The organism is Luteimonas notoginsengisoli (assembly GCF_042648885.1).
GTDB lineage: Bacteria > Pseudomonadota > Gammaproteobacteria > Xanthomonadales > Xanthomonadaceae > Luteimonas > Luteimonas notoginsengisoli.
In genome coordinates this window covers 497,351-521,306 of record NZ_JBHRYF010000001.1, presented here as the reverse complement: position 1 = coordinate 521,306, position 23,956 = coordinate 497,351, and the positions used below count along the sequence as shown (strand labels likewise).

Sequence of the window (23,956 nt, the reverse complement as noted above, 5' to 3'; positions counted from 1 at the left end):
CGGCAAGACTCCGCCCGCCGCGGCGGGCGGGGCGAAGGGGGCTGCGGTGCGCCCGGTGACGATCACTTTTCGAGCGCACGCTTGCGGCCATGCACCATCGCAGCGACCAGGTTCTCGCGGTAGTGCCAGCTTTCGACGATCGCCGCCAGCACGTGGACGCCCACCAGCGCGAGCAGGCCGTAGGCCAGGGTCTCGTGCAGATCCTCCAGCCATTCGGCGCCCCAGTACGCGTCGAGCGTCTGCATCCAGCCGGTGAGACCGACCGCGGCCACCCAGCCCATCAGCAACAGGATCATGACCGCCGCCGCGGGGTTGTGGCCCAGCCTGCGTTGCGAACGGCCGCGGAGCCGTTCGCGCAGGTAGGCGACCACCGCCCCCGGACCGCGCACCCAGTCGCCGAAGCGGGCGTGGCGCGACCCCACCAGGCCCCATAGCACGCGGAATGCGATCAGCCCCAGCGCGGTGTAACCCAGCCAACGGTGGGCGGTATCGCCCTCCTCCACCAGGAATGCGCCGAGGATGCACGCGGCCAGCGACCAGTGGAACAGCCGCACCAACGGGTCCCAAACCCTGACCATGTGCGTGGCGGTGCCCGCCGGTTCGTCGGTCGCGTGCTGCAGGAAGGTTTTCATGGCAAGTCTCCGTCAGTCGTTGATGCGTTCCTTGACCACGCGGCCATCGGTCGGGTCGTAGTAGATCTCCACCCGGTTGCCGGCCTTGTCCTTGCCGTAGATCTCGTAGCAGCTGCCGGAGATCTTGAACTTGTCGATGGCGTAGCCGGCCTGGGTGATGCGGTCCTGCAGGGTCTTCTCGGGCATCCACTTGCTGCGTGGGGCGTCGGTGCACTTGGGACCGGCGATGGCGGCCGGGGCGAGCAGGGCGGTGGCCACGGCCACCAGCGGGATGAGATGGCGCAGGGGGGCATTCATGGTGTGTCTCCGGAAGCGGGCGGATTGCCCACGGACGCATTCCACCGCTGCCGGCTTATGGGCGCCTTAAGGCGAGGCACCGGGTTTCCTGCGTCCGCGGCCGCGCGTTGACCCACGTCAATGACGCAGCCCGCCGCACGCAACAGGATTCAGGTTTTCCCTGCCGGAGCCTTGCATGCAACTGGTCTGTCCCGCCGGCAACCTGCCGGCCCTGCAGGCGGCGGTGGACGCCGGCGCAAACGCGGTGTACGCCGGCTTCCGCGACCAGACCAACGCACGCGCCTTCCCCGGCCTGAATTTCTCCGACGACGAGCTGCGTGCCGGGATCCGCTACGCGCATGCCAAGGGCACCAAGGTCTACCTCGCCCTCAACACGTATCCCGACAGCGCGCGGCTCGGGCAATGGCACGCGGCCGTGGACAAGGCGGCGGCGCTCGGCTGCGACGCGATCATCGCCGCGGAAATGGCGGTGCTCGACTACGCCACGCGCACGCACCCGCGCCTGCCGCGACACCTGTCGGTGCAGGGCTCGGCCACGACCGTGCCGGCGCTGCGCTACGCGCATGAGCGCTTCGGCATCAGCCGCGCGGTGCTGCCGCGGGTGCTGTCGATCCAGCAGGTGGAGCGGCTCTGCGAGAAGTCGCCGGTGGCGCTGGAGGTGTTCGCTTTCGGCAGCCTGTGCATCATGGTGGAGGGCCGCTGCCAGCTCTCGAGCTACGTCACCGGCGCCTCGCCCAACCGCCACGGCGTGTGTTCGCCGGCGAAGTTCGTGCGCTGGGACGAGCGCGACGACGGCAGCCGCAGCGTGCGCCTGAACGACGTGCTGATCGACGAATTCAAGCCCGGCGAGGCGGCCGGCTATCCGACCGTGTGCAAGGGCCGCTTCGAGGTCGGCAGCGAGATCTTCCATGCGCTTGAAGAACCCACCAGCCTCAACACGATGGAGTTGTTGCCGCGACTGAAGCAGATCGGCGTGGCCGCGCTGAAGATCGAGGGCCGCCAGCGCGGCGTGGCCTACGTCGACTCGGTGACGCGCACCTGGCGCAAGGCGATCGACCGCGTGATGGTCGACGCCATGCACTGGCAGCTCAAGCCGGAATGGCAGGCCGAGCTGTCGCGCCACGCCGAAGGCCACCAGACCACGCTTGGCCCCTACCACCGCGCCTGGCACTGAGGATCCACGCATGAAACTGAGCCTTGGCCCCCTGCAGTATTTCTGGCCGCGCGAACGCACGCTCGCGTTCTATCGCGAGGCGATCCACTGGCCGGTCGATATCGTCTACCTGGGCGAAACCGTCTGCAGCAAGCGTCGCGAGCTGCGTACCGCCGACTGGCTGTCGCTGGCGGAGGAACTGGCCGGCTCCGGCAAGCAGGTCGTGCTGTCGACGCTGGCGCTGATCGAGGCCGAGTCCGAACTGGGCGTGCTTGACCGGCAGGTTTCCCACGGCGGTTTCTGGATCGAGGCCAACGACCTGTCCGCGGTCCAGCTGTGCCGCGAAAAGGGGCGCCCGTTCGTGGCCGGGCCATCGGTCAACGTCTACAACCACCGCGCGCTGGCGATGCTGGCCGAGGACGGGCTGCGCCGCTGGGTGCCGGGCGTCGAACAGGGCCGCACGCTGATCGGCGAGCTCAAGGATGCCTTCGTTGCCGACGGTGGCGCGATGCCCGAGCTGGAGGTGGTCGCCTGGGGCCGGCTTCCGCTGTCGTTCTCCGCGCGCTGCTTCACCGCGCGCGCGCTGGACGTGCCCAAGGACCAGTGCGGCTTCCGCTGCATCGACTATCCCGACGGCATGCCGCTTGCCACCCGCGAGGGCCGCCCGTTCCTGCGCATCAACGGCATCTCCGTGCAGGGCGAGGAAACGACCGATCTCGGGCCGGAGCTACCCGAACTGCGCGCGCTGGGCGTGGACGTCCTCCGCCTGTACCCGCAGGCCGACGGCATGGCGGAGGTGACAAACCGTTTCGACCAGGCGCGCCGCGATGCGGAACCGCCGCCGCGCATCGGACACCGCAACGGCTACTGGCATAGCGAGCCGGGGATGCGCCTCCCCGCCGGCTGAGCACGCGCGGCAACCGGTGCACCGGGAGCGGTGCCCTCAGGCGCCGTCGCGATGCAGTTGGCGCGCCAATCGCGCGAGGCGCGCGCCGCGGTTGAGCCCGATGCGCACGCCCAGCGGCACCGTTTCCCACGGCAGCCGATCCAGCAGGTTGCGCACGGTGAGGCCAAGCTCGGTGTCGCCGGTCAGCATCAGGCGACGCTGGAAGAACAGGGTGTCGGCGTCCTCCACCCGCGCCGCAAGCAGCAGCAGGTCGGTGGCGGTTCCGCGCACGCTGGCGTCGGCCTCGCCGTCGTCGACCTGCAGTCCGCCGTCGGCGATCGCGACCGTCCAGCGCAGCCCCAGGTCGGTCACCTCGATGCCGAGACGACGGTCGTGCATGAAATCCAGGTCGCCGCGCACCATTGCCTGTGCGAGTACGCGCAGGCAGGCCTGGCGGAGCAGGCGGTGGACGATGCTGGGCGGGACCGCGCGCAGCAGCGGCGCCAGCCGCCGCGGGGGCGGCAGCGACCGCAGCAGCAGGCGCTCCCAGGCGGGTTCGTGGGCATGATCGTGCATGGCACCGATGGTCGCCCGCAGCGCGGCAGGCGTGCCTTGACCCAGGTCATCCGCGACCTGCTGGCGGCGGCAGGCATCGTCGATCGCGAGCGCCAGCGCGGCGCGCGCGGTGTCCTGCGACAGCCCCAGGCGCGCGCCCAGCCGCTGCGCGCGCGCATGCACCCGTGCTTCGCGCGCAGGATCCCGGATGGCCACCGCCTGCTCCCGCTTGCAGCGTCCTGCCGCCTCGGCCAGGCGACCGCGCACCGCCAGCAGCAACAGCGAGCCGCCGTCGACCGCGTCGATCGCGCGTCGCACCGCCGCCAGCCGGGGCGATGCGGCGATCACCGACGCCCCGTGTTGCGCCAGCCGGACTCAGGCGGGTTGGGGACGCGGCGATTGCGCACGTCAGACCTGCGCGAACACCAGCGTGCCGTTGGTGCCACCGAAGCCGAAGCTGTTCGACATCACCGTGCGCAGCGGCGCGTCGGTGGTCTCGCGCAGGATCGGGAATCCCTCGGCACGCGGATCGAGTTCGGAGATGTTCGCCGAGCCGGCCATGAAACCGCCCTGTAGCATCAGCAGGCAGTAGATCGCCTCGTGCACGCTGGCCGCGCCAAGCGAATGGCCCGACAGCGCCTTGGTCGAGGACAGCGGCGGCACCTTGTCGTCGAATGCCTGGCGCACGGCCTCGAGCTCGACGATGTCGCCGAGCGGCGTCGAAGTACCGTGGGTGTTGAGGTAGTCGATCGGCGTGTCGATGCCTTCCATCGCCATGCGCATGCAACGCACCGCGCCCTCGCCCGACGGGGCGACCATGTCGACGCCGTCGGAGGTCACGCCATAGCCGACCAGTTCGGCGTGGATGCGCGCGCCGCGCGCCTTGGCGTGCTCGTAGTCCTCCAGCACCAGCATGCCGCCGCCGCCGGCGATGACGAAGCCGTCGCGGCCGGTGTCGTAGGGACGCGAGGCGCTTTCGGGCGTGTCGTTGTGGTGGGTGGACAGCGCGCCCATCGCATCGAACTGCGCGGTCATGCCCCAGTGCAGCTCCTCCCCGCCGCCGGCGAACATCACGTCCTTGGCGCCGTGGCGGATCATGTTGGCCGCCGCGCCGATGCAGTGCGCGGACGTCGCGCAGGCGGCGGAAATCGAATAGCTGATGCCGCGGATGCCGAACGCGGTCGACAGCGCCGCCGACACGGTCGAGCCCATCGTGCGCGGCACCATGTACGGCCCGACCTTGCGCACGCCGCGATTGCGCAACAGGTCGCCGGTCTCGATCTGCCACTGCGGCGAGCCGCCGCCGGAGCCTGCGATCAGGCCGGTGCGCGGATCGCGCACGTGTTCGTCCGCGAGCCCGGCGTCGGCGATCGCATCGCGCATCGACACATGGGCGTAAGCCGCCGCGTCGCCCATGAAACGCTTGAGCTTGCGGTCGATCTGCGCGTCGAGGTCGATCTCTGGCTCGCCGGCGACCTGGCTGCGCAGGCCCAGCTCGGCATATTCGGGCATGAAGCGGATGCCGGCCTTCAGTTCGCGCAGCGAAGTCGCGACGCTTGCCTGGTCGTTGCCCAGGCACGACACGATGCCCATGCCGGTGACGACGACGCGGCGGTTGCCCTCGGGACCATTCATCAGAAGCCCTCCGTACTGCGGAACAGGCCCACCCGCAGACCCTCTGCGACATAGATCTCGTTGCCATCGACCAGCGTGCGACCGTCGGCGATCACCAGCGCCAGCTTGCCGCGCATGACCCGGCGGATGTCGATTTCGTAGCTGACCAGCTTCGCGTCCGGCAGCACCTGGCCGCTGAACTTCACCTGGCCCACGCCCAGCGCGCGGCCGCGTCCCGGCTCGCCCAGCCACGGTAGGTAGAAACCGGTGAGCTGCCACATCGCATCCATGCCCAGGCAGCCGGGCATCACCGGATCACCCTCGAAGTGGCAGCTGAAGAACCAAAGGTCCGGACGGATGTCGAGCTCGGCGCGGATCAGGCCCTTGCCGAACGCACCGCCTTCGCTCTGGATCTGCGTGATGCGATCGAACATCAGCATCGGCGGCAAGGGCAGTCGCGCGTTGCCGGGACCGAACATCTCGCCCCTCCCACAGGCGAGCAGCTGTTCGCGATCCAGCGAGGAAGGTCTCGTCATTGCTCCGATCCGGTCTGGGTAAGGGCGAATTATGTCAGCAGCGCGGTGAAGCCACGCGTGCACTTCGCATCCGCCATGCCGCCAAGCCGGTTCCGCGCCGGGCGCGGGGCGCGCCGCTCAGCCGCGCGGCGGCTCGTCGTGGTCGCGCCCGTGGCATGGGACGCCGCATTCGATGCCGGCCGCAACCAGCGATTCGGCCATGGCGTTGGGCGCTTGCAGCGCGAAATCCACCCATTCGAATTCAGTGCACATGGTCCGTTCCCGGCGCGAAATCCTGGATGCCATGAGGCCAGTCGGCCCTTCGGCCCGCATTGATCCGGATCAAGCGCGCCACCGCTGCTTCACGGACAATCCCGGGCGGGGATTACCCTAGGACCTACGCCAGCGCCGGCTGCTGGCAGGAGCTTGACGCAAGTCATAGGACATTTGCCGCCGGGAATGCACCATACGCCCATGGATCGTATTCGACGGCTTCAACATGAACGCGTACGTCCCGTACCACTGAAATACGGACGCATCCTCCCGAATTCCATTGCAGCACCGTGCCGCCGCCCGCAAGGGCACCGCTCCATCACTCTCGCCATGAAACGCTGATTCCCTGACGGGAAGAAGGACACAGACCATGAAACAGCTCATCGCCTGTATTGCGATCGCCACCCTGCTGGCTGCGGCCGGCTGCAAGAAGGACGCGGGGCCCGAGGCGCCCGCCAAGCAGGCCACCGCGACCGCCGATTCCGGCGGCTCCGTGAAGGGCGACTTCGGCCCGCCGCAGGGCAAGCCGATCGACGCGATCCTGACCTCGCCGCCGCACGTGCCGCCGCCGACCGGGCGCGACTACCCCGCCAAGGTCATCGTCGAGCTCGACGTGGTCGAGAAGGAAATGCAGATCTCGGAAGGCACGAGCTACACCTTCTGGACCTTCGGCGGCACCGTACCCGGCAGCTTCATCCGCGTGCGCCAGGGCGACACGGTGCAGTTCCACCTGCGCAACATGCCCGACAGCAAGATGCCGCACAACATCGACCTGCACGGCGTGACCGGTCCCGGCGGCGGGGCCGCGTCGAGCTTCACCGCGCCGGGCCACGTTTCGCGCTTCACCTTCAAGGCGCTCAATGCCGGCCTGTTCGTCTATCACTGCGCGACCGCGCCGGTGGGCATGCATATCGCCAACGGCATGTACGGGCTGATCCTGGTCGAGCCGCCGGCAGGCATGCCGCCGGTGGACAAGGAGTACTACGTGATGCAAGGCGACTTCTACACGTCGGGCAAGTACCGCGAGAAGGGCCACCAGGACTTCGACATGCAGAAGGGCATCGACGAGAACCCGACTTATGTCCTGTTCAACGGCAGCGAGGGCTCGCTGACCGGTGACAAGGCGCTGACGGCCAACACCGGCGAGAACGTGCGCCTGTACGTCGGCAACGGCGGCCCGAACCTGGTGTCGAGCTTCCACGTGATCGGCGAGATCTTCGACAAGGTGTGGTTCGAGGGCGGCACGCGCTACAACGAGAACGTGCAGACCACGCTCATCCCGTCGGGCGGCGCTGCGATCATGGACTTCCACGTCGAGGTGCCCGGCAGCTACGTGCTGGTCGACCATTCGATCTTCCGCGCCTTCAACAAGGGCGCACTGGCGATCCTCAAGGCCGAGGGCGCCGAGCGGCCGGAGATCTACTCGGGCAAGGAAGTCGATGCGATGTACATCGGCGACCAGGCCAACGCCAACATGCAGGCGGTTGGCGTCGCGGCCGCGGCGGCCAAGACCGGCGAATTGACGGTTGAGGACCAGGTCGAAGCCGGCAAGGCCCTGTTCACCGGCACCTGCTCCACCTGCCACCAGGCCAACGGCGAAGGCATGCCGGGCGTCTTCCCGCCGCTGGCGAAGTCCGACTACATTGCCGCCGACCCCAAGCACGTGCCGACGGTGATCCTGCACGGCCTGCAGGGACCGGTGAAGGTCAACGGCACCGACTACAACTCGATCATGCCGCCGATGAACCAGCTGACCGACGACGAGGTCGCCAACATCGCCACCTACGTGCTCAACAGCTGGGGCAATCCCGGCGGGCGCGTGACCAAGGAAGAGGCCGCGCAGATCCGCAAGGTCAAGCCCGCCAACGCGTCCGAAGGTCACTGAGGCCATCGTCATGCGTCGCATCGCCGTCATGCTCTGCCTGCTGCCCGCCGCCGTCGCCATCGCGGCCGGCGGCACGGCATGGGTGAAACTGCCGGGCGGCAGCTTCCGCTCCGCCCTCAAGTACGAGGACGCGCGCACTGTGAAACTGGCCCCGTTCGAGCTGCAGAAGCGTCCGGTGACCAACGGCGAGTTCCTGGCCTTCGTCCAGTCGCACCCGCAATGGCGGCGCGACAAGGTGGCGTCGGTCCTGGCTGAAAAGCGCTATCTCTCGCACTGGGCCGGGCCGGACAAGCTGGGCGATGCGCTGCCCGGGCAGCCCGTCGTGCAGGTGAGCTGGTTTGCGGCATCCGCCTATTGCGAAGCGCAGGGCGGGCGCTTGCCGACGTGGTCGGAATGGGAATACGCCGCCGCGGCAGACGAAACGCGGCGCGATGCGCGCAGCGATCCCGCCTGGCGGGAACGCATCCTGGCCTGGTACTCAAAGCCCTCGAGCGCGGCGCTGCCGCGCGCCGGCTTGCAGGCGCCCAACGCATGGGGCGTACAGGACATGCACGGGCTGGTATGGGAGTGGACCGACGACTTCTCGTCGCTGCTCGTCTCCGGCGACAACCGCATGCAGGGCGACGCCGACAAGTTCAAGTTCTGCGGCGCGGGTGCGCTGTCGATGGACGACCGCGAGAACTACGCGGTCCTGATGCGGGTGGCGATGCTGTCGTCGCTCGAAGCGCAGGGCACCACCGCCAATCTCGGATTCCGCTGCGCGAGGGACGTGCAATGAACCGCTTCGGAAAATTCGGATCCTGGCTGCCGCTGGCCCTGCTGCTGATGGCAGCCGGCGCGGTGGCGGCGCCGAAGCAGGCGCCGTTGCCACGGGATTCGGTTTACCAGCTGCCGGCGACGCTGACCGACCAGGCCGGCAAGGCCTGGGACTGGCGCAGCAAGCGCGGCACGCCGCAGGTGGTCGCGATGTTCTACACCTCTTGCCAGTACATCTGCCCGCTCATCGTCGACAGCGGCAAAGCGGTCGAACACGCACTGCCGCCACAGGAGAGGGCGAAGCTGGGCATCCTGCTGATCAGCATGGATCCGGCTCGTGACAACCCCGCGGCGCTGATGTCGGTGGCGCGCAAGCGCAAGCTCGACACTGCCCGCTGGTCGCTGGCCAGCCCCGCGCCGGGCAACGTCCGCGGCGTCGCTGGCGTGCTCGGCGTGCGCTACCGGCAGCTGGCCGACGGCGAGTTCAACCACACCAGCGCCCTGGTGTTGCTCGACCGCGACGGGCGGGTCGTGGCCCGCACCGAGCAGATCGGCAGCCAGGTCGACCCGGAATTCATCGCCGAAGTGCGCCGCCTGCTGGCGCCCTGAGCGCCCGCAAGCCCCCGATCCAGCGGAAGCTGCTTGAGCCGCGAGCGTTCCCCGCATCCGCACAAGGCAAAGCCAGACAGGGATCGGGCACGCGGCTGCGCCGCTGCTCGAGACGCCGCTCTGCCCTCACACGCCGTAGGCCTACGACCAATGTCGTAGGCCAATTCCGCATCGCAACATCGTTTCCGCATTGACCGCCCACGGCGCAGGCGCGACCCTGCCGACTCCTGTCGGAGGATGCGCGCATGAACGGTGGACTCGTGGGGAAGATCGCATGGGGAGCGCTGGCGATACTGGGCGCCTTCTGCCTCGGGACCATCGCGCTGCGGCGTGGTGAGACGATCAATGCGCTGTGGATCGTCGCCGCAGCGGTTTCGATCTACCTGGTCGCCTACCGCTTCTATGGCAAGTTCATCGCCGACAAGGTGATGGGCCTGGACGGGACGCGCGCCACGCCGGCGGTGCTCAACAACGACGGCCTCGACTTCGTGCCCACCAACCGGCACGTGCTGTTCGGCCACCACTTCGCCGCGATTGCCGGCGCCGGTCCGCTCGTCGGTCCGGTCCTGGCGGCGCAGATGGGTTACCTGCCCGGCACGCTTTGGCTGATCGCCGGTGTGGTGCTCGCGGGCGCCGTCCAGGACTTCATGGTGCTGGTGATTTCCAGCCGCCGCGACGGGCGTTCGCTCGGCGACCTGGTGCGCGAGGAGATGGGCCAGACACCGGGCACGATCGCACTGTTCGGCGCCTTCCTGATCATGATCATCATCCTCGCGGTGCTGGCGATGATCGTGGTGAAGGCGCTGCAGGGCAGCCCGTGGGGCATGTTCACGGTGATCGCGACGATTCCGATCGCGCTGTTCATGGGCATCTACATGCGTTACATCCGCCCCGGGAAGATCGGTGAAATCTCGGTCATCGGCCTGGTGCTGCTGCTGGCCGCGATCTGGTACGGCGGCCAAGTCGCCGCGAGCCCGACCTGGGGCCCGGCGTTCACCTTCACCGGGACCCAGATCACCTGGATGCTGATCGTCTACGGCTTCATCGCCGCGGTGCTGCCGGTGTGGCTGCTGCTGGCGCCGCGCGACTACCTGTCCACGTTCCTGAAGATCGGCACGATCGTTGCGCTCGCGATCGGCATCGTGATCGTGATGCCGGAACTGCGCATGCCGGCGTTGACCCAGTTCACCGATGGCACCGGCCCGGTGTGGAAGGGCAGCATGTTCCCGTTCCTGTTCATCACCATCGCCTGCGGCGCGGTGTCGGGCTTCCACGCGCTGATCGCATCGGGCACCACGCCCAAGCTGCTCGCCAACGAGCGGGATGCGCGCTACATCGGCTACGGCGGGATGCTGATGGAATCGTTCGTGGCGATCATGGCGATGGTGGCCGCGTCGATCATCGACCCGGGCGTCTACTTTGCGATGAACGCGCCGGCCGCGATCATCGGCACCGACGCGGCGACCGTCGCGCAGACCGTGTCGAGCTGGGGCTTCACGGTTTCGCCCGACCTGCTTACTGCGACCGCGAAGGAGATCGGCGAAAGCAGCATCCTGTCGCGCGCAGGCGGCGCGCCGACGCTGGCGGTCGGCATCGCGCAGATCCTGCACAGCGCGCTCCCGAGCGCGAACATGATGGCGTTCTGGTACCACTTCGCGATCCTGTTCGAGGCGCTGTTCATCCTCACCGCGGTCGACGCGGGCACGCGCGCGGGCCGCTTCATGCTGCAGGACCTGCTCGGCAACTTCGTGCCGGTGATGCGTCGCACCGAGGCGTGGGCCCCGAACCTGATCGCCACCGGCGGCTGCGTGGCGCTGTGGGGCTACTTCCTCTACCAGGGCGTGACCGACCCGCTGGGCGGCATCAACATGCTGTGGCCGCTGTTCGGCATCGCCAACCAGATGCTTGCCGGCATCGCGCTGCTGCTGTGCACGGTGGTGCTGTTCAAGATGAAGAAGGATCGCTACGCCTGGGTTTCGATCGTGCCAACGGTGTGGCTGCTGGTATGCACCACCGCGGCCGGCTGGATCAAGATCTTCGACGCGGACCCGGGCGTGGGCTTCCTGGCCCAGGCCAACAAGTACCGCGACGCGATCGCGGCCGGCAACCTGATCGCCCCGTCCAAGGACTTCGGCGGCATGCAGCAGATCATGATCAACAACTACGTCAATGCCGGGCTCACCGCGCTGTTCCTGTTCGTCGTCTTCGCGGTGCTGTTCTACTCGATCAAGGCGATCGCCAGGGCGCGCGCGAATGCGGCGCGCACCGATCGCGAGCAGCCCTACGTCGCGCTCACGCCCGAACAGCAGGCGGCGCAACCCTGATGGGCACCGCGCTCGTCCCGCTCGGCCACCACCAGGCGCACAAGCGCGCCTGGCGGCGGCTGGTGCAGACCGCGCGCCTGTGCTGCGGCGTGCCGGATTACGACAACTACGTCCGCCACGTGCTCGAGAAGCATCCGGACCGGGAGCCGATGGACTACAAGACCTTCTTCCGCGAGCGCCAGGAAGCGCGCTTCGGTGGCAAGGGCGGGTTCCGCTGCTGCTGAGCCGGTCCGGCTGTAAGCGGGACGTCCGGCGAGGGTGGAAAAGCTCGGTTGCGGCTCGTGCTGGGCCATGACGACTCGGGGCCGCTGGGGCTTTCGATGGCTCGTGCAGGGCCACTTCCGCGTGTCCGCGCGGTCCTCGCCGCGAGTCGTGACGCGGCGGATCGGCAGCCACCCAGCGCAGATCGACGTTGCCTTTTGGCGAAGTCGCCGTGATATCGGGTTGCGAAAACCCCGGTCGCGATCACGGAATCGCGGCTGCATGCCCGTCGGCGCGATGCTAGGATCGCTGCGAGTCGCGCCCAAGGACACCCGCGCGACGCGAACGCAACGCAGCCGGAAAGGAAACCACTCATGCGCAAGCACGTCCCCGTCCTGGCGGCACTCGCGACATCCATCCTGATGGTTTCATGCGCTGCCGATCCGGCCGGTGCAAGGGAGCAAGCCCGCATGTCAGCAGCGACCAAGGACTCCGCCGTCCCTTTCCACGACCCCGCGATCGTGCCAATGGCCGATGCGGTCGCGCGAGGCGACACCGCACGCATCCGCGCCCTTGCCCCGTCGACCGATCTGTCGGCGCGCGGCGAAGACGAGGTCACCCTGCTCGAATGGGCGATCTGGAACGAGAAACCCACGTCGCTCTCGGCCCTGCTCGACGCCGGCGCCGACGCCGCAGTGCTTGGCATGGACAACGAAACCGTTGCCCACATGGCCGCGATGGTGAACGACGCGCAGTACCTGCAGGTGCTGATCGCGCACGGCGCTCCGGTCGACATCCCACGTCCGGGCCTGGGTTGGACGCCCATCTTTCGCGCCGTGGAAAGTGGACGAAACGCCCAGGTCGACATGCTCGTCGCCGCAGGTGTGGATCTTCATCGCACTGACTCGATGGGCGATTCGCTGCTGCACCTGGCTGCGAACATCAACGATGCGCACCGGGTGTTGCAGCTGCTCGAAGCCGGCGTCGATCCGCGCCAAACCAACGATAGCGGTTTGACGTTCCAGGCGAGTCTCTTCGCGGGATCCGACGCCCGTCTCAACGCGCAGGGGAAAGCCGATCGCCAGAAGGTGCGTGAATGGCTGAGGGCCCACGGCGTTCCACAACAGTAAATTTATCCACGGAAGGTCCCGAGCCTGCGCCTACATGGCGAACAGGCAGCTAGGGCGCCACGCACGGAGTTGCGAATGAGCGATCTCGACGACACCCTTTTGCCGGTTGCGCCGGCCAGCGACTTCGCCGCGCTGGTTCGCGGCCGGCAGCCACTGCCTATCGACCTGGAACTGCCCATCCTGCTCCAGGACAGTTACGCGACCGCTGACATGCGGCGAGGCACGCAGGCGAGCGCCATTGAATTGCCGGGTAGCTGGATGCGCCTGAACGACGGCGACGTGCGGGCGATCGGCATCAACCCGACGTTGTTGCACAACGCTCGCTCCGGTTTCGATGCTTCGTTTTATAGGGACGCCTCGGGACGCGTGGTGCTCGCCTTCACCGGCACCGACGAAGGACGAGACTGGAAGCACAACTTCGGCCAAGGCCTCGGCCTCGACGACCGGCAATACAACCAGGCCATCGTGCTCGGCCGAAGGGCCAAGGAGAAGCTTGGCAACAACGTGGTCTTCTCGGGACATTCGCTAGGTGGCGGGCTGGCGGCTGCAGCTGCGATGGTCGTCGATGCGCCCGCTGTCACCTTCAACGCCGCCGGCGTGCACGGCAAGACACTCGAACGCCAGGGCTTCGACGCGGAAGCGCTGAAGCGCGAAGCGGAGCAGGGTCTGATCCGCAGCTACCGCGTCGAGAACGAGATCCTGACCCACCTGCAGGAAGACAGCATTCCGCTGAAATGGGCCATGCCCGACGCGCCGGGGCACGAGATCGTGCTGGCGGATCCGGACCCGCTGTCGTTCTTCGAGCGTCTGGTCCCGGGCAAGATGCTGATGCACCGCGTCGACCTGCACTTCATCGAGGCGGTCATGCAGGCGCAGGATCTGGCGCAGCTGCGCGAGCGCGAGCGTGCCCAGGGCGTCGCGCCATCCACCATCGGTGCCGGCGGCAGCACCTCCAACCGCCTGCTGGACGACGCGGTAGGCGGTCTTGCCCCGCAGCGCCGGCAGCTGGACCTCGGCGACAACGAGCGCTTCTTCAACGCCGCCGCCAGCGTGGCCGTCCGTGCCCGAATCGACGGCTTGGAGCGCATCGACCATGTCGTGGCTTCGGGCGACGGCGGACGCGTGTTTGCGGTACAGGGCGCCATCCAAGATCCCGCTCATCGTCGCAGCCAGGTCGATGTCGAGCAGGCCAGCCACGTGCCGGCGCGGCAAAGCGCTGCACTGCTGCGCGAAGAAGACGTCCGGCAGCAGGGGCATGCGCAACAAACAGAGGAACGCCAGCTGCGCGCGGCGATGGCGTACTAGCCCGTCGCCTCCGGATCAGGAATCGCTCAAGCGCGGTCGACATCGCGGCGCTGGCGAATCACCCGCGGACCGCATCTCGCATCACGCAGCCACGCGCTAGCCGCCGGCCATCGACCTGAGGATGATCCCGAGCAGGTACGCCAGCCCGGTTCCGGTCGCGTAGCCCAGGGTGCCCAGCAGCGCGCCCACCGGCGCCAGCGAAGGATGGAACACCGACGCCACCACGGGCGCCGACGCCGGGCCGCCGATGTTGCTCTGCGAGCCGATCGCAAAGTAGAAGAACGGCACCCGCAGCAGCTTGCCTGCCACCCACAGCAGGCCGATGTGGATCACGATCCAGACCACGCCGAGCAGGAACAGCTCCGGCCGCTGCAGCAGCGCCATGATGTCCATCTGCATGCCGATGCAGGCGATCAGGAAGTACAGCAGCAGCGTGCCGATCTTCGACGCGCCGGCGCCTTCATAGGTGCGCGCGCGGGTGAAGCTCAGCGCCAGGCCGATGAAAGTCGACAGCGCCACCACCCAGACGAACGGTTCGTGGAGGCTGACCGTCTTCGCCCAGGACACATTGGCCCCGAACCAGGTCGACAATGGCCCGGCGACCGCATGCGCCAGGCCGACCGCGCCGAAGGCGATGCCGATGATGATCATCAGGTCGGCAAGGCTGGCGATGCGCGCGTGCTGCGCCTGGAAGCTGGCCATGCGCCGCTTGAGGTCGTCCAGCGCGCGGGTATCGGCGCCGCTGCGCTTGTCGATCGCCTCGGCGCGACCGGCGAGGAAGATCAGGATCGCCATCCACACGTAGCCCACCCCTACGTCAACGACGGCGAACTGGCCGAACGTGGTGGCATCGACCTCGAAGACCTCCTTCATCGCCATCATGTTGGCGCCGCCGCCGATCCAGCTGCCCGCGAGCGCCGTCATGCCGGCCCAGGTGTCGCCGGCCACCGTTGCCGGATGCAGCGCCGCGAACAGCGCGAAGGCGGCCACCGCGCCGATCATCACGCTGATCGACGATGCGGCGTACATCAGCAGCAGCTTGGGCCCGAGCCTGAGAATGCCCTTGATGTCGATCGTGAGCGTGAGCAGCACCAGCGCCGCCGGCAGCAGCACCCGGCTGGCGACCGGGTTGTAGAGGCTGGTGTTGTTGCCGTCGATCAGGCCGACGCTGTTGTAGATGCCGGGGATGAAATAGCACAGCAGCAGCGCCGGCACGTAGGTGTAGAACTTCTTCCACATCCCCGTCTCGCGCGACTCGGTCCAGAAGATCACGCCGAGGGTGGCGGCGATCAGGCCGAGGACGACGATGTCGTTGGTGATCAGGGCGTGGCTGGCTACGGCTTCTGGCATGTCGTTTCCGCGGTTTGCTTCGTTGTTCCCCCTCCCTGCGGGAGACGGTGCCGAAGGCCGATGGGGGATGGCGGCCCGGTTCGCCGGCAGACGTCATTCCTGACGCTCCTGCCCTCGTCCGGCGCTGCGCGCCACCTCCTCCCGCACGGAGAAGGCGGCGCACCAGGCGGTCCTACTGGCCGAGATGCTGCTTGAGCCAGCCGTTGACCGTGTCGTGCCAGAGAATGCTGTTGGCAGGCTTCAGTACCCAGTGGTTCTCGTCGGGGAAATACAGGAACTTGGATTCGATGCCCTGGCGCTGCAGGGCGGTGAACGCACCGATGCCCTGCGAAACCGGAATGCGATAGTCGAGCTCGCCGTGGATCACCAGCATGGGCACGCGCCAGTCCTTGACGTGGTTGACCGGGTTGAACTTCTCGTAGGCCTTCGGATTGTCGTACGGCGTGCCGCCGTTCTCCCATTCGCTGAACCAGAGTTCCTCGGTGGCGTAGCCCATGATGCGGTTGTCGAACACGCCGTCATGGTCGACCAGGCACTTCCATGCGCCGGACTTCGGCGTATGCCAGTTGCCGGCCATCCAGTACACCATGTAACCGCCGTAGCTGGCGCCGAGCGCGCAGGCGTTGGCGCCGTCGAGGAATGCGTACTGCTGCTGCGCCGCCGCCCAGCCCTTCTGCAGGTCCTCGAGCGGGCGGTCGCCCCAGTGCTGGCTGATCGCGTCGGTGAATTCCTGGCCGTAGCCGGTGGAACCGTGGAAATCGATCATCACCACCGCGTAGCCCTGGCCGGCGTAGGTCTGCGGATTCCAGCGATAGCTCCAGCCGTTTCCGAAGCTGCCCTGCGGCCCGCCGTGGATCAGGAACGCCACGGGATACTTCTTGCCTTCCTCGTAGTTCCACGGCTTGACCACGTAGCCGTGCACGGTGTCGTTGTTCCAGCCCTTGAAGCTGAATTGCTCGAAATCGGCGAACGCGGCATCGGGCAACATCTCGCCGGCGCTGGGCGTGATCGCGCGCAGCTGCGCGCCGTCGATACCGGTGGTGAACAGCTGGTCGCCGGTCTTCATGGTGTTGCGCGAGAACGCAAGCGTCGGCCCTGCGATCTCGAACGAGGAGATCGTGCCGTCGCCAACCACCTTCTTCACTTCGCCCGTGGCCTTATCGATCGCGAACAGCGGATGTTCGCCCATGTCCTGCGCGGTCGTGTACAGCGTCTTGCCGTCCTCGGACACGACGATGCCGTCGGCCGACCGATCCCACTTCGGCGCGATTTCGCGGACAGCGCCGCTGGCAAGGTCCATCGCCATGATCGCGAAGCGGTCAGCCTCGAAGCCGGGGCGCTTCATCGCGCGGTAGTACAGCGTCTTGCCGTCGTCGCCGAACACCGGCCCGGTGTCCCAGGCCTGGTTGGCCGCGGTCAGGTTCTTCGCGGCGCCGCTGCCGTCTGCGCTGACCTGGTAGAGATCGAAGTTGGTCGACCACGGCTCGCTGCGGTCTGACTTGCGCGCGCTGAGCACCAGCGAGTTTCCGTCCGGTGCCCAGGCGTACTCGCCGCTGTCGCCGAAAGGCTTCGAAGGAACGTCGCCAATCACGTCGCTCCCGAGCAGCCGGGCGGCGGCCACCGCCTTGGCTTTCGCCGCCGGCAGCTCAGCGACGAACAGCCGATTGAGGCGGCCGTCGTTCCAGGTATCCCAGTGGCGGACGAACATGCGGTCGAAGACCATGCCCGTCGCCTTGCCCTTGGCTGCCTCGTCCAGCCTGGCCTTGGTGCAGGCCAGCACGCCCTGCCCCGCGTCGGCCTTGCAGTCGGGAAACGCGCCGGCGCTGAACGCAACGCGTTTGCCGTCCGGCGAAAGCTTGAACGAATCGACGTCGACCGGAAACGCGGTCACCTGCACCGGCTTGCCGCCCGCCGCCGGCATCGCGTACAGCTGCGAGGAGTCGCCCTTCGCACTGAGGAAATAGACGGTGGCGCCGTCCGGCGAGAACGTCGGGCTGTTGACGTTCCAGCCCTCGGGCGTGAGCCGCTGCGGCGGCGCGGCGTCGCGCGCGAACAGGTCCTCGATCCACAGCGAAGTGCTGGCCTTGCCGCTCTTGTCGTCGAGCACGCGCTTGGCGAACACCAGCTTCCGGCCATCCGGCGACAAGGTCGGGGAGGAGTAGCGGTCGAGCTTGACCATGTCGCGAACCTCGAACCCGCGCGTGGCGGCCAGCGAAGGCATGGCGATCAACAGGGCGATGGGCAGGACGAGGTAGCGGGATTTCATGGCGACTCCTGGAATTGCGGCGGTGCGGCGAAGATCGGTTCGTGTGCGTGCCCGCTTTCGCAGCGGGCAAGGCGGTTGCTGTCTCCTTCCCTCGCGGAAAGGACTGGAGGTGGGATCTGCCTGGATCCCGGCGAAGCCCCTTCCACCAGGGGCGCGGTTTCCCAGGCATAGCTTCCTGACACCCGGCAGCTCCTCCAATGGAGTGGCTTGAAGACGGCTTACATCGGGCCGGGTTCGGCGTCGCCCAGCGCGTTGGATTTCGCGCCGCTGCGATAAAGCAGCCAGCCCACCACCACCAGCACCGCCAGCCCGACCAGCTGGCCGAACTGGAGCTGTTCCGGCAATGCGAGCACGTCGGCGCGCTCGCTCACCACGATCGGCACCGCGATCGCGATGCCCATCAGCGCCTCGCCGGTGATCAGGCCCGCCGAGAACAGCGTGCCCGGGCGGTGGATGCGGTCGCGCATGTCTTCGTCGCCGGCCTTGAGCTGCTTGCGGCGCTCCACGAAGTACGACAGCAGGCCGCCCAGGAAGATCGGGACCATCAGCTCCAGCGGCAGGTAGATGCCGATGGCGGCCGCGAGGACCGGCACGCGGAAGCTCGACTTGCGCGACTTCAGCCACTCGTCCAGCGCGATCACCACCGCGCCAATGCCGGCACCGATCGCGATCATGGTCCACGGGAGCTTGCCGCCGAACATGCCGTTGGCCACCGAAGCCATCAGCGTGGCCTGCGGCGCGGAGAGTGGATTGGGGTGTTCGGCCGTCGGCGCACCGATGCCGTAGGCCTGCGCCAGCAGGTTCAGCACCGGCGCCATGATCAATGCGCACGAGAAGGCGCCGATCGCCAGCATCAGCTGCTGTTTCCACGGCGTGGCGCCGACGATGTAGCCGGCCTTCAGGTCCTGCAGGTTGTCGCCGCCGACCGCCGCCGCGCAGCACACCACCGCGCCGATCATGATCGCGGCGACCGCACCGATCTTCGAGTCGCCACCGAGCAGCAGGACCAGCACCACCGAGGCGAACAGGATGGTGGCGATGGTGATGCCGGACACGGGATTGTTGGACGAACCCACGAGGCCGGCGAGATAGGCCGACACCGACACGAACAGGAAGCCGGCGACGATCATGATGATCGTCATCGGAATGCTGACCATCCACTGGTCGACGATCGCCTGGTACAGCAGGCCCAGCGGCACCACGAAGGCCACCAGCGCCACCAGCATCCACTTCATCGGCAGGTCGCGCTCGGTCTCGGCGACGATCTTGCCGGTGCCTTTGCGCGCCGCGGCAAAACCGCTCTTGATGCCCGAGGCGAGCGACTTGCGCAGGGAGAACAGCGTCCACACGCCGCCGATCAGCATCGTGCCGACGCCGAGGTAGCGGATCTTCGCCGACCAGATCGCGCCCGCGGCGTCCACCGCGCTGGCGCCGGCGATCGAAGCGGCAAGCGCCGGATCGCTGCCGAGGAAGAACGCGTGGTAGATCGGGATCGCGATGTTGAACGACAGGATGCTGCCCGACACCACCACGATGCCGACGTTGAGGCCGACGATGTAGCCCACGCCCAGCAGCGCCGGCGACAGCCCGGTGCCCATGTAGCCCAGGTACTTGCCAATGAAGCCGCCGCCGATCGCGGCATCGGGGATCATGCGCAGCCCGCTGGCGGCCGCCAGCTTGACCACCGCACCGATCACGCCCGACAGCGCCAGGATCTTCAGCCCGGGACCGGGATTGTCGCCGGCCTTGAGCACTTCGGCCGCAGCCTTGCCTTCGGGGAACGGCAGCGGGTCCTCGACGATCATCGTGCGCCGCAGCGGCACCGAGAACAGCACGCCAAGCAGGCCGCCGAGGCCGGCGATCGCCAGCACCCATGAATAGCGGAAGTCCTGCCAGTAGCCCAGAATGATCAGCGCCGGGATGGTGAAGATGACGCCCGCGGCGATCGACGAGCCGGCCGAGGCGCCGGTCTGCACGATGTTGTTTTCCAGGATCGTGCCGCCGCCGAGCAGGCGCAGCACGCCCATCGACACGACCGCCGCCGGGATCGCAGTGGCGATGGTCAGGCCGGCGAACAGGCCGAGGTAGGCATTGGCCGCGGCCAGGATCATCGCCAGGATGACCGCGAGCAGGACCGCCCGCACCGTGAGTTGCCGTGTCGCCGGCTTGTTCATCTTCGACCCCTGTGCACGAAAGCCCCACACGCTAATCGCTGCCCCGGGGCAAGTCCAGTGCGCCGCTATACTCGCGCGCATTCCATACGGAGCAGCACGTGACCGCCAGCATCGCGAGCCCGATCCCGGCCGGCGGGGACTTCCTCGGCCACCCCAAGGGCGTCTACGTCTGCTTCTTCACCGAGATGTGGGAGCGCTTCTCGTTCTACGGAATGAAGGCGCTGCTGCTGCTGTACCTGACCAAGTACCACCTGTTCGGCGACGGTCCCGGGCTCGACCTGCTCGGCGCCTACGGCGGCCTGGTCTACTGCATCCCGGTGATCGGCGGCGTGCTCGCCGACCGCTGGCTGGGCATGCGCAAGGCGGTGGTGTTCGGCGGCATCCTGCTGTGCCTGGGCCATCTGGGGATGGCGTTCGAAGGCCACGCGGCGGTGAACGTCGGCGGCCAGGTCGTGCGCGACGAAGGTGCGTTGCGCATCACCTACCTGTCGCTGGCGCTGATCATCATGGGCGTCGGCTTCCTCAAGCCGAACATCTCCACCATCGTCGGCAAGCTGTACGCCGACAACGATCCGCGCCGCGACTCGGGCTTTTCGCTGTTCTATGCCGGCATCAACCTGGGCGCGCTGTTCGCCTCGCTGGTGTGCGGCTTCCTGGGCGAGGTCTACGGCTGGAAGTACGGCTTCGGCGCCGCGGGCATCGGCATGCTGGTGGGCCTTGGCATGTTCCTGTGGGGGCAGAAGTACCTGCACGGCCACGCCGAACCGTCGGCGCCGCATACCCTGCGCGAGCGGGTCGCGGGCGTGCCGCGCGAATGGCTGATCTACGCGCTCGCCATCGCCGGCGTGCTACCGGTCGCCTGGCTGATGTGGGCCGCCGGTTCGGGGGCGTTCGCGCTCGGCGGCGAGGTGTCACTGGCGCTGATGCTGATGATCGTGGTGCTGGGCGTGGTGTTGCTGTGGTTCGCCTGGTTCACCGGCACCCGCTGCCCACCTGTGCAGCGGCAGCAGATGATCGCGCTGATGGTGCTGATCTTCATGGCGCTGGTGTTCTTCACCCTGTACGAGCAGACGTATGGCTCGTGGGTGACCTTCACCGACCGGATGCTGACCAAGGACGTTGCGCCATCGCTGGTCATTACCGGGGGCACGCCGCTGCCGTGGTCGATCGCGTCCTTGCTTCTAGCACCGCTGTCGTTCGTGGTGGCTGCGCGGATGTCGGACCGCGACGCGGCATCGAATGCGCCGCGCACCCTGTTCATTGCGGTGGTCGCGCTGATGCTGGTGCTGCTGGTACGCGACTGCGTGGTCCTGCCGCAGACCGCCGGCTCGCTGACCTATCTCGGTGCCCTGTTCCTGGTGCTGCTGGCGCCGATCTTCGCCGCTTTATGGGCCTGGCTGGACCGCCGCGGGCTGGATCCGTCGAAGCCGGTGAAATCGGCGTGGGGGCTGGTGTTCGCCGGGTTGTCGTTCATCCCGCTGGCATGGGCGGCGCAGCAGGTCGGCATGACCGGGCAGATGGCCAGCGTGTGGTGGCTGGTGCTTGCCTACCTCGTGCTCGAGATCGGCGAGATGTGCCTGTCGCCCGTGGGACTGTCCGCGGTCACCCAGCTCGCAGTCCCCCGCGTGGTGAGCCTGATGATGGGCACCTGGTTCCTCGCCACCGCGTTCTCGGAAACGCTGGCCGCGCTGTTCGGCAAGCTCGCCGCGATCGACGTGCCGGAGGGCGAAGTCATGGACATCGCCGCAGCGTCGGCCAAGTACGCCCACCTGTTCTGGCTGATGATGTGGATCGGCCTGGGCTGCGCGGTGGTCGCGTTCATCGCCGCGCCGTTACTGAGACGGATGATGCACGGGGTGAAATAGGCGCGCAGTGGAGGCGGCGATGTGTCCGCTGCTCCGTCACCTCAGTCGACTGCTGCCCGCGGCGGCACACGACCGCTTCCGATGTTCCGATCCAGGAACGCCAGCAGGCGCTGGTAGAACTCCGCCCGATGGGCCTGGATGTAAAACCCATGCCCCTCCTCCGGGTAGTAGAGCGACTCGACCGGCGTGCCCGCGGCCTTGAGTGCCGCTTCCATCTTGCGGCTGTGTTCGATCGGTGCGATTTCGTCCTCGCCTCCGGCGGCGAGGAACACCGGCACGTCGATCCTGTCCGCCAGCCGGCTGGGCGAGGTAGCCGCCAGGGCGGCCGCATCCGTGCCCACCCATTCGTCGCTGAAGGTGGCCACCGACTTTCCCTTGCGGCGATTGGTGGACGTCATCAAAGGCAAGTCGTAGACACCCACGTAGCCCGCCGCGCAGCGATACAGAGCCGGCTCCCTCGCCGCGCCCATCAGTGCCGCGTACCCACCGTAGCTCGCACCGTAGATGCAGATTCGGTCCGGGTCGGCGATGCCCTGGGCGATCGCCCAACGCGTGGCGTCGGTCAGGTCGTCCTGCATCTTGGCGCCCCATTCGAGCGCGCCGGCCTGCTGGAACGCGCGCCCATGGTTTCCCGAACCGCGGAAGTCGAGCCGAAGGACCGCGTAGCCGGCCTTGGCCAGCAACTGCCCCTCGGTATCGAAGGCGTTGGTCTCGAAGATCCCGAAGGGGCCGCCGTGCGGCAGGACGACCATCGGCAGCGCCTTGGGTTCGGCGCCCGCGGGCGTGGTCAGGACGCCGTGCAGCCGGAGGCCGTCGCGCGCGACGAGCTCGATGCCACGCGTTGGCGCCATCTTGGCCCGGTCGAACCAGTCGCCGCGGCTGAGCAGATAGGCGGCCGTACCAGCGCGCGTGTCGAAGACATAGAAGTCGCCCGGGTTGCGGTCGCTGGAAACTTCGACCAGCGCCAAGCCTCCGTCGCTGGTACGCGAGGTGATGAAGACGGCCTGCCCCGGGAATGCCGCCTCGAGCTTGCGGTGCAGCAACGCATCGGCGGATTGCTCGTCGAAGAAAGCCGTGCGACTGCGCGCGCCGCGGTACACCACCCCGATCGGCGAGCTGGCATCGACGGCGTAGAGCACGGACGATGGGTCCACGACCTCGTCGCGCAGCACCGGCTTGCGCTCGCCGCTTTCAGGATCGAACACGACCACCGCATCCGGTCCCTGCTCCTGTTCGGACTGCAGGTAGGCCAGCTTTCCGTCGCTGGAAAAGCCCAGCGGCCACTCGCGGCGATGGGTCGCGTTTTCGTCGTTGACGAGCCGCCATTCGCCGCCACGCCCGTCGCGGTAGTACAGCTTGTTGGCGTTGTCATTTCCGGCGCCGTGGGTAAAGCGGACTTCGCCCGTGGCATCGGTGACGAAATCCGCGTTCTGCACCGGCGCGCGCACCATCACCGTGCGTCGACCCGAGTAGACATCCAGCCGTTCTGCGCGCGTGTACTGGTCCGAGTTGAATGGCCAGACCGAAACGATGGCACCGCGGTCGTCGTCGCGCAGGCTGTCCACCATGAACGCGGCGACCTTCTCGCGCTTCTTGCTGCTGATCAGGCTTCCCGTCTCCTCGCCGACCACGCGCTGGCCCACGAGGATCTCCGGATCGCTGCCATCGGCATTCAGGGCATAGAGCTCTCCGGTGGGCTGCGGCATCGCCAACAGGCCCATCTTCTCGGACATGGCGATCAGCAGGCGCTCCGGGTTCACCCACCAGACGCGGTCGATATGGCTGTTCTTGCCAAGCGCGAAGCTCGCGGTGACTTTCAGGTCGCTGCGCTGGAGGACCACGACACCGGTCCGGTCTTCCTTCGGCACCGTCGCCGCGAGATACCTGCCATCAGGAGAGATCTCGATGGTCTGGAAATTGTCCTTCCTGACATACGGCCCGACGTCGACCTGCGCGGACACGGTGGTCGCCCACGCGAACAGCAGCACCAGCCAGCTTGCCTTCCCCATGTGTTCCCTGCCCGTCTGTGTCGATACCCGCGGACCGCTCCCCAGCGACCCGCCATCGGATTTCGCAAGCCGGATTGCCCGGTCCTGCGTTCGCGCCGCGATCCAACTGCGACGCGTCTTTCGATGATACCGGACGACACCACATTGGCGAGAATGT

General features: G+C 67.6%; 20 protein-coding genes. 10 read left to right on the top strand and 10 right to left on the bottom strand.

What is annotated here, in order from left to right:
• Positions 1 to 62: 62 nt before the first annotated feature.
• Together ACFOM9_RS02385 and ACFOM9_RS02380 are read right to left on the bottom strand one after the other, a co-directional pair.
• Complete coding sequence (locus ACFOM9_RS02385) at positions 63 to 632, bottom strand: cytochrome b/b6 domain-containing protein (protein ID WP_386705824.1); 570 nt, start codon at positions 630 to 632, stop codon at positions 63 to 65.
• A 12-nt stretch (positions 633 to 644) separates the two neighbouring features.
• Entirely contained in the window at positions 645 to 929 is a 285-nt protein-coding gene (locus ACFOM9_RS02380; RefSeq protein WP_386705823.1) for a PepSY domain-containing protein, read from the bottom strand.
• Positions 930 to 1,104: 175 nt separating this feature from the next.
• Here ACFOM9_RS02380 and ubiU point away from each other — a divergent pair, with 175 nt between their 5' ends.
• Together ubiU and ACFOM9_RS02370 are read left to right on the top strand one after the other, a co-directional pair.
• Positions 1,105 to 2,103, top strand: coding sequence for a ubiquinone anaerobic biosynthesis protein UbiU (gene ubiU / locus ACFOM9_RS02375; protein WP_386705821.1), 999 nt, complete (start codon positions 1,105 to 1,107; stop codon positions 2,101 to 2,103).
• Between the two features lie 10 nt (positions 2,104 to 2,113).
• Complete coding sequence (locus ACFOM9_RS02370; protein ID WP_386705820.1) at positions 2,114 to 2,989, top strand: U32 family peptidase; 876 nt, start codon at positions 2,114 to 2,116, stop codon at positions 2,987 to 2,989.
• Between the two features lie 36 nt (positions 2,990 to 3,025).
• Here ACFOM9_RS02370 and ubiT read toward each other — a convergent pair whose 3' ends face one another.
• The 4 genes from ubiT to ACFOM9_RS02350 all read right to left on the bottom strand — a co-directional run bounded on the left by ubiT (position 3,026) and on the right by ACFOM9_RS02350 (position 5,925).
• Positions 3,026 to 3,871 carry a ubiquinone anaerobic biosynthesis accessory factor UbiT gene (gene ubiT, locus ACFOM9_RS02365; protein ID WP_386705818.1) on the bottom strand — a complete coding sequence of 282 codons (846 nt, stop codon included), beginning with the start codon at positions 3,869 to 3,871 and terminating at the stop codon, positions 3,026 to 3,028.
• Positions 3,872 to 3,931: 60 nt separating this feature from the next.
• The gene (gene fabB / locus ACFOM9_RS02360) at positions 3,932 to 5,158 is read right to left on the bottom strand and encodes a beta-ketoacyl-ACP synthase I (protein WP_386705816.1); all 1,227 of its coding nucleotides are present in this window, start codon (positions 5,156 to 5,158) and stop codon (positions 3,932 to 3,934) included.
• Positions 5,158 to 5,673 carry a 3-hydroxyacyl-[acyl-carrier-protein] dehydratase FabA gene (gene fabA, locus ACFOM9_RS02355; RefSeq protein ID WP_386705814.1) on the bottom strand — a complete coding sequence of 172 codons (516 nt, stop codon included), beginning with the start codon at positions 5,671 to 5,673 and terminating at the stop codon, positions 5,158 to 5,160. Before fabA ends, fabB begins: the two co-directional genes overlap by 1 nt.
• A 117-nt stretch (positions 5,674 to 5,790) precedes the next feature.
• Entirely contained in the window at positions 5,791 to 5,925 is a 135-nt protein-coding gene (locus ACFOM9_RS02350; protein ID WP_386705812.1) for a hypothetical protein, read from the bottom strand.
• Positions 5,926 to 6,295: 370 nt separating this feature from the next.
• On the opposite strand from ACFOM9_RS02350, the gene nirK reads away from it, so the two are divergent.
• From nirK to ACFOM9_RS02315, 7 genes are all read left to right on the top strand, one after another.
• The gene (gene nirK / locus ACFOM9_RS02345; protein ID WP_386705810.1) at positions 6,296 to 7,810 is read left to right on the top strand and encodes a copper-containing nitrite reductase; all 1,515 of its coding nucleotides are present in this window, start codon (positions 6,296 to 6,298) and stop codon (positions 7,808 to 7,810) included.
• Positions 7,811 to 7,820: 10 nt separating this feature from the next.
• Entirely contained in the window at positions 7,821 to 8,588 is a 768-nt protein-coding gene (locus ACFOM9_RS02340) for a formylglycine-generating enzyme family protein (protein WP_386705808.1), read from the top strand.
• Positions 8,585 to 9,175, top strand: coding sequence for an SCO family protein (locus ACFOM9_RS02335; protein WP_386705806.1), 591 nt, complete (start codon positions 8,585 to 8,587; stop codon positions 9,173 to 9,175). The genes ACFOM9_RS02340 and ACFOM9_RS02335 overlap by 4 nt, the downstream gene beginning before the upstream one ends.
• Positions 9,176 to 9,420: 245 nt before the next feature.
• Positions 9,421 to 11,499, top strand: coding sequence for a carbon starvation CstA family protein (locus tag ACFOM9_RS02330; RefSeq protein WP_386705805.1), 2,079 nt, complete (start codon positions 9,421 to 9,423; stop codon positions 11,497 to 11,499).
• On the top strand, positions 11,499 to 11,723 hold the full coding sequence (locus tag ACFOM9_RS02325; RefSeq protein WP_386705804.1) for a YbdD/YjiX family protein: 225 nt from the start codon (positions 11,499 to 11,501) through the stop codon (positions 11,721 to 11,723). Before ACFOM9_RS02330 ends, ACFOM9_RS02325 begins: the two co-directional genes overlap by 1 nt.
• A gap of 351 nt (positions 11,724 to 12,074) precedes the next feature.
• Complete coding sequence (locus ACFOM9_RS02320; RefSeq protein WP_386705803.1) at positions 12,075 to 12,830, top strand: ankyrin repeat domain-containing protein; 756 nt, start codon at positions 12,075 to 12,077, stop codon at positions 12,828 to 12,830.
• 75 nt (positions 12,831 to 12,905) lie between these two features.
• Entirely contained in the window at positions 12,906 to 14,135 is a 1,230-nt protein-coding gene (locus ACFOM9_RS02315) for an XVIPCD domain-containing protein (protein WP_386705802.1), read from the top strand.
• Positions 14,136 to 14,231: 96 nt separating this feature from the next.
• Here ACFOM9_RS02315 and ACFOM9_RS02310 read toward each other — a convergent pair whose 3' ends face one another.
• The 3 genes from ACFOM9_RS02310 to ACFOM9_RS02300 all read right to left on the bottom strand — a co-directional run bounded on the left by ACFOM9_RS02310 (position 14,232) and on the right by ACFOM9_RS02300 (position 19,925).
• Entirely contained in the window at positions 14,232 to 15,485 is a 1,254-nt protein-coding gene (locus tag ACFOM9_RS02310) for a DUF819 family protein (RefSeq protein WP_386705801.1), read from the bottom strand.
• Between the two features lie 172 nt (positions 15,486 to 15,657).
• Positions 15,658 to 17,751 carry a prolyl oligopeptidase family serine peptidase gene (locus tag ACFOM9_RS02305; RefSeq protein ID WP_386705800.1) on the bottom strand — a complete coding sequence of 698 codons (2,094 nt, stop codon included), beginning with the start codon at positions 17,749 to 17,751 and terminating at the stop codon, positions 15,658 to 15,660.
• A 218-nt stretch (positions 17,752 to 17,969) separates the two neighbouring features.
• On the bottom strand, positions 17,970 to 19,925 hold the full coding sequence (locus tag ACFOM9_RS02300; protein ID WP_386705799.1) for an OPT family oligopeptide transporter: 1,956 nt from the start codon (positions 19,923 to 19,925) through the stop codon (positions 17,970 to 17,972).
• A gap of 98 nt (positions 19,926 to 20,023) precedes the next feature.
• Between ACFOM9_RS02300 and ACFOM9_RS02295 the strand changes: the two genes are divergently transcribed.
• The gene (locus ACFOM9_RS02295) at positions 20,024 to 21,790 is read left to right on the top strand and encodes a peptide MFS transporter (protein WP_386705797.1); all 1,767 of its coding nucleotides are present in this window, start codon (positions 20,024 to 20,026) and stop codon (positions 21,788 to 21,790) included.
• 41 nt (positions 21,791 to 21,831) lie between these two features.
• Here the strand turns inward: ACFOM9_RS02295 and ACFOM9_RS02290 are convergent, their stop codons facing one another.
• A complete protein-coding gene (locus ACFOM9_RS02290) occupies positions 21,832 to 23,799 on the bottom strand; it encodes an alpha/beta hydrolase family protein (protein WP_386707252.1) in 1,968 nt (655 codons plus the stop codon).
• Positions 23,800 to 23,956: the final 157 nt, after the last annotated feature.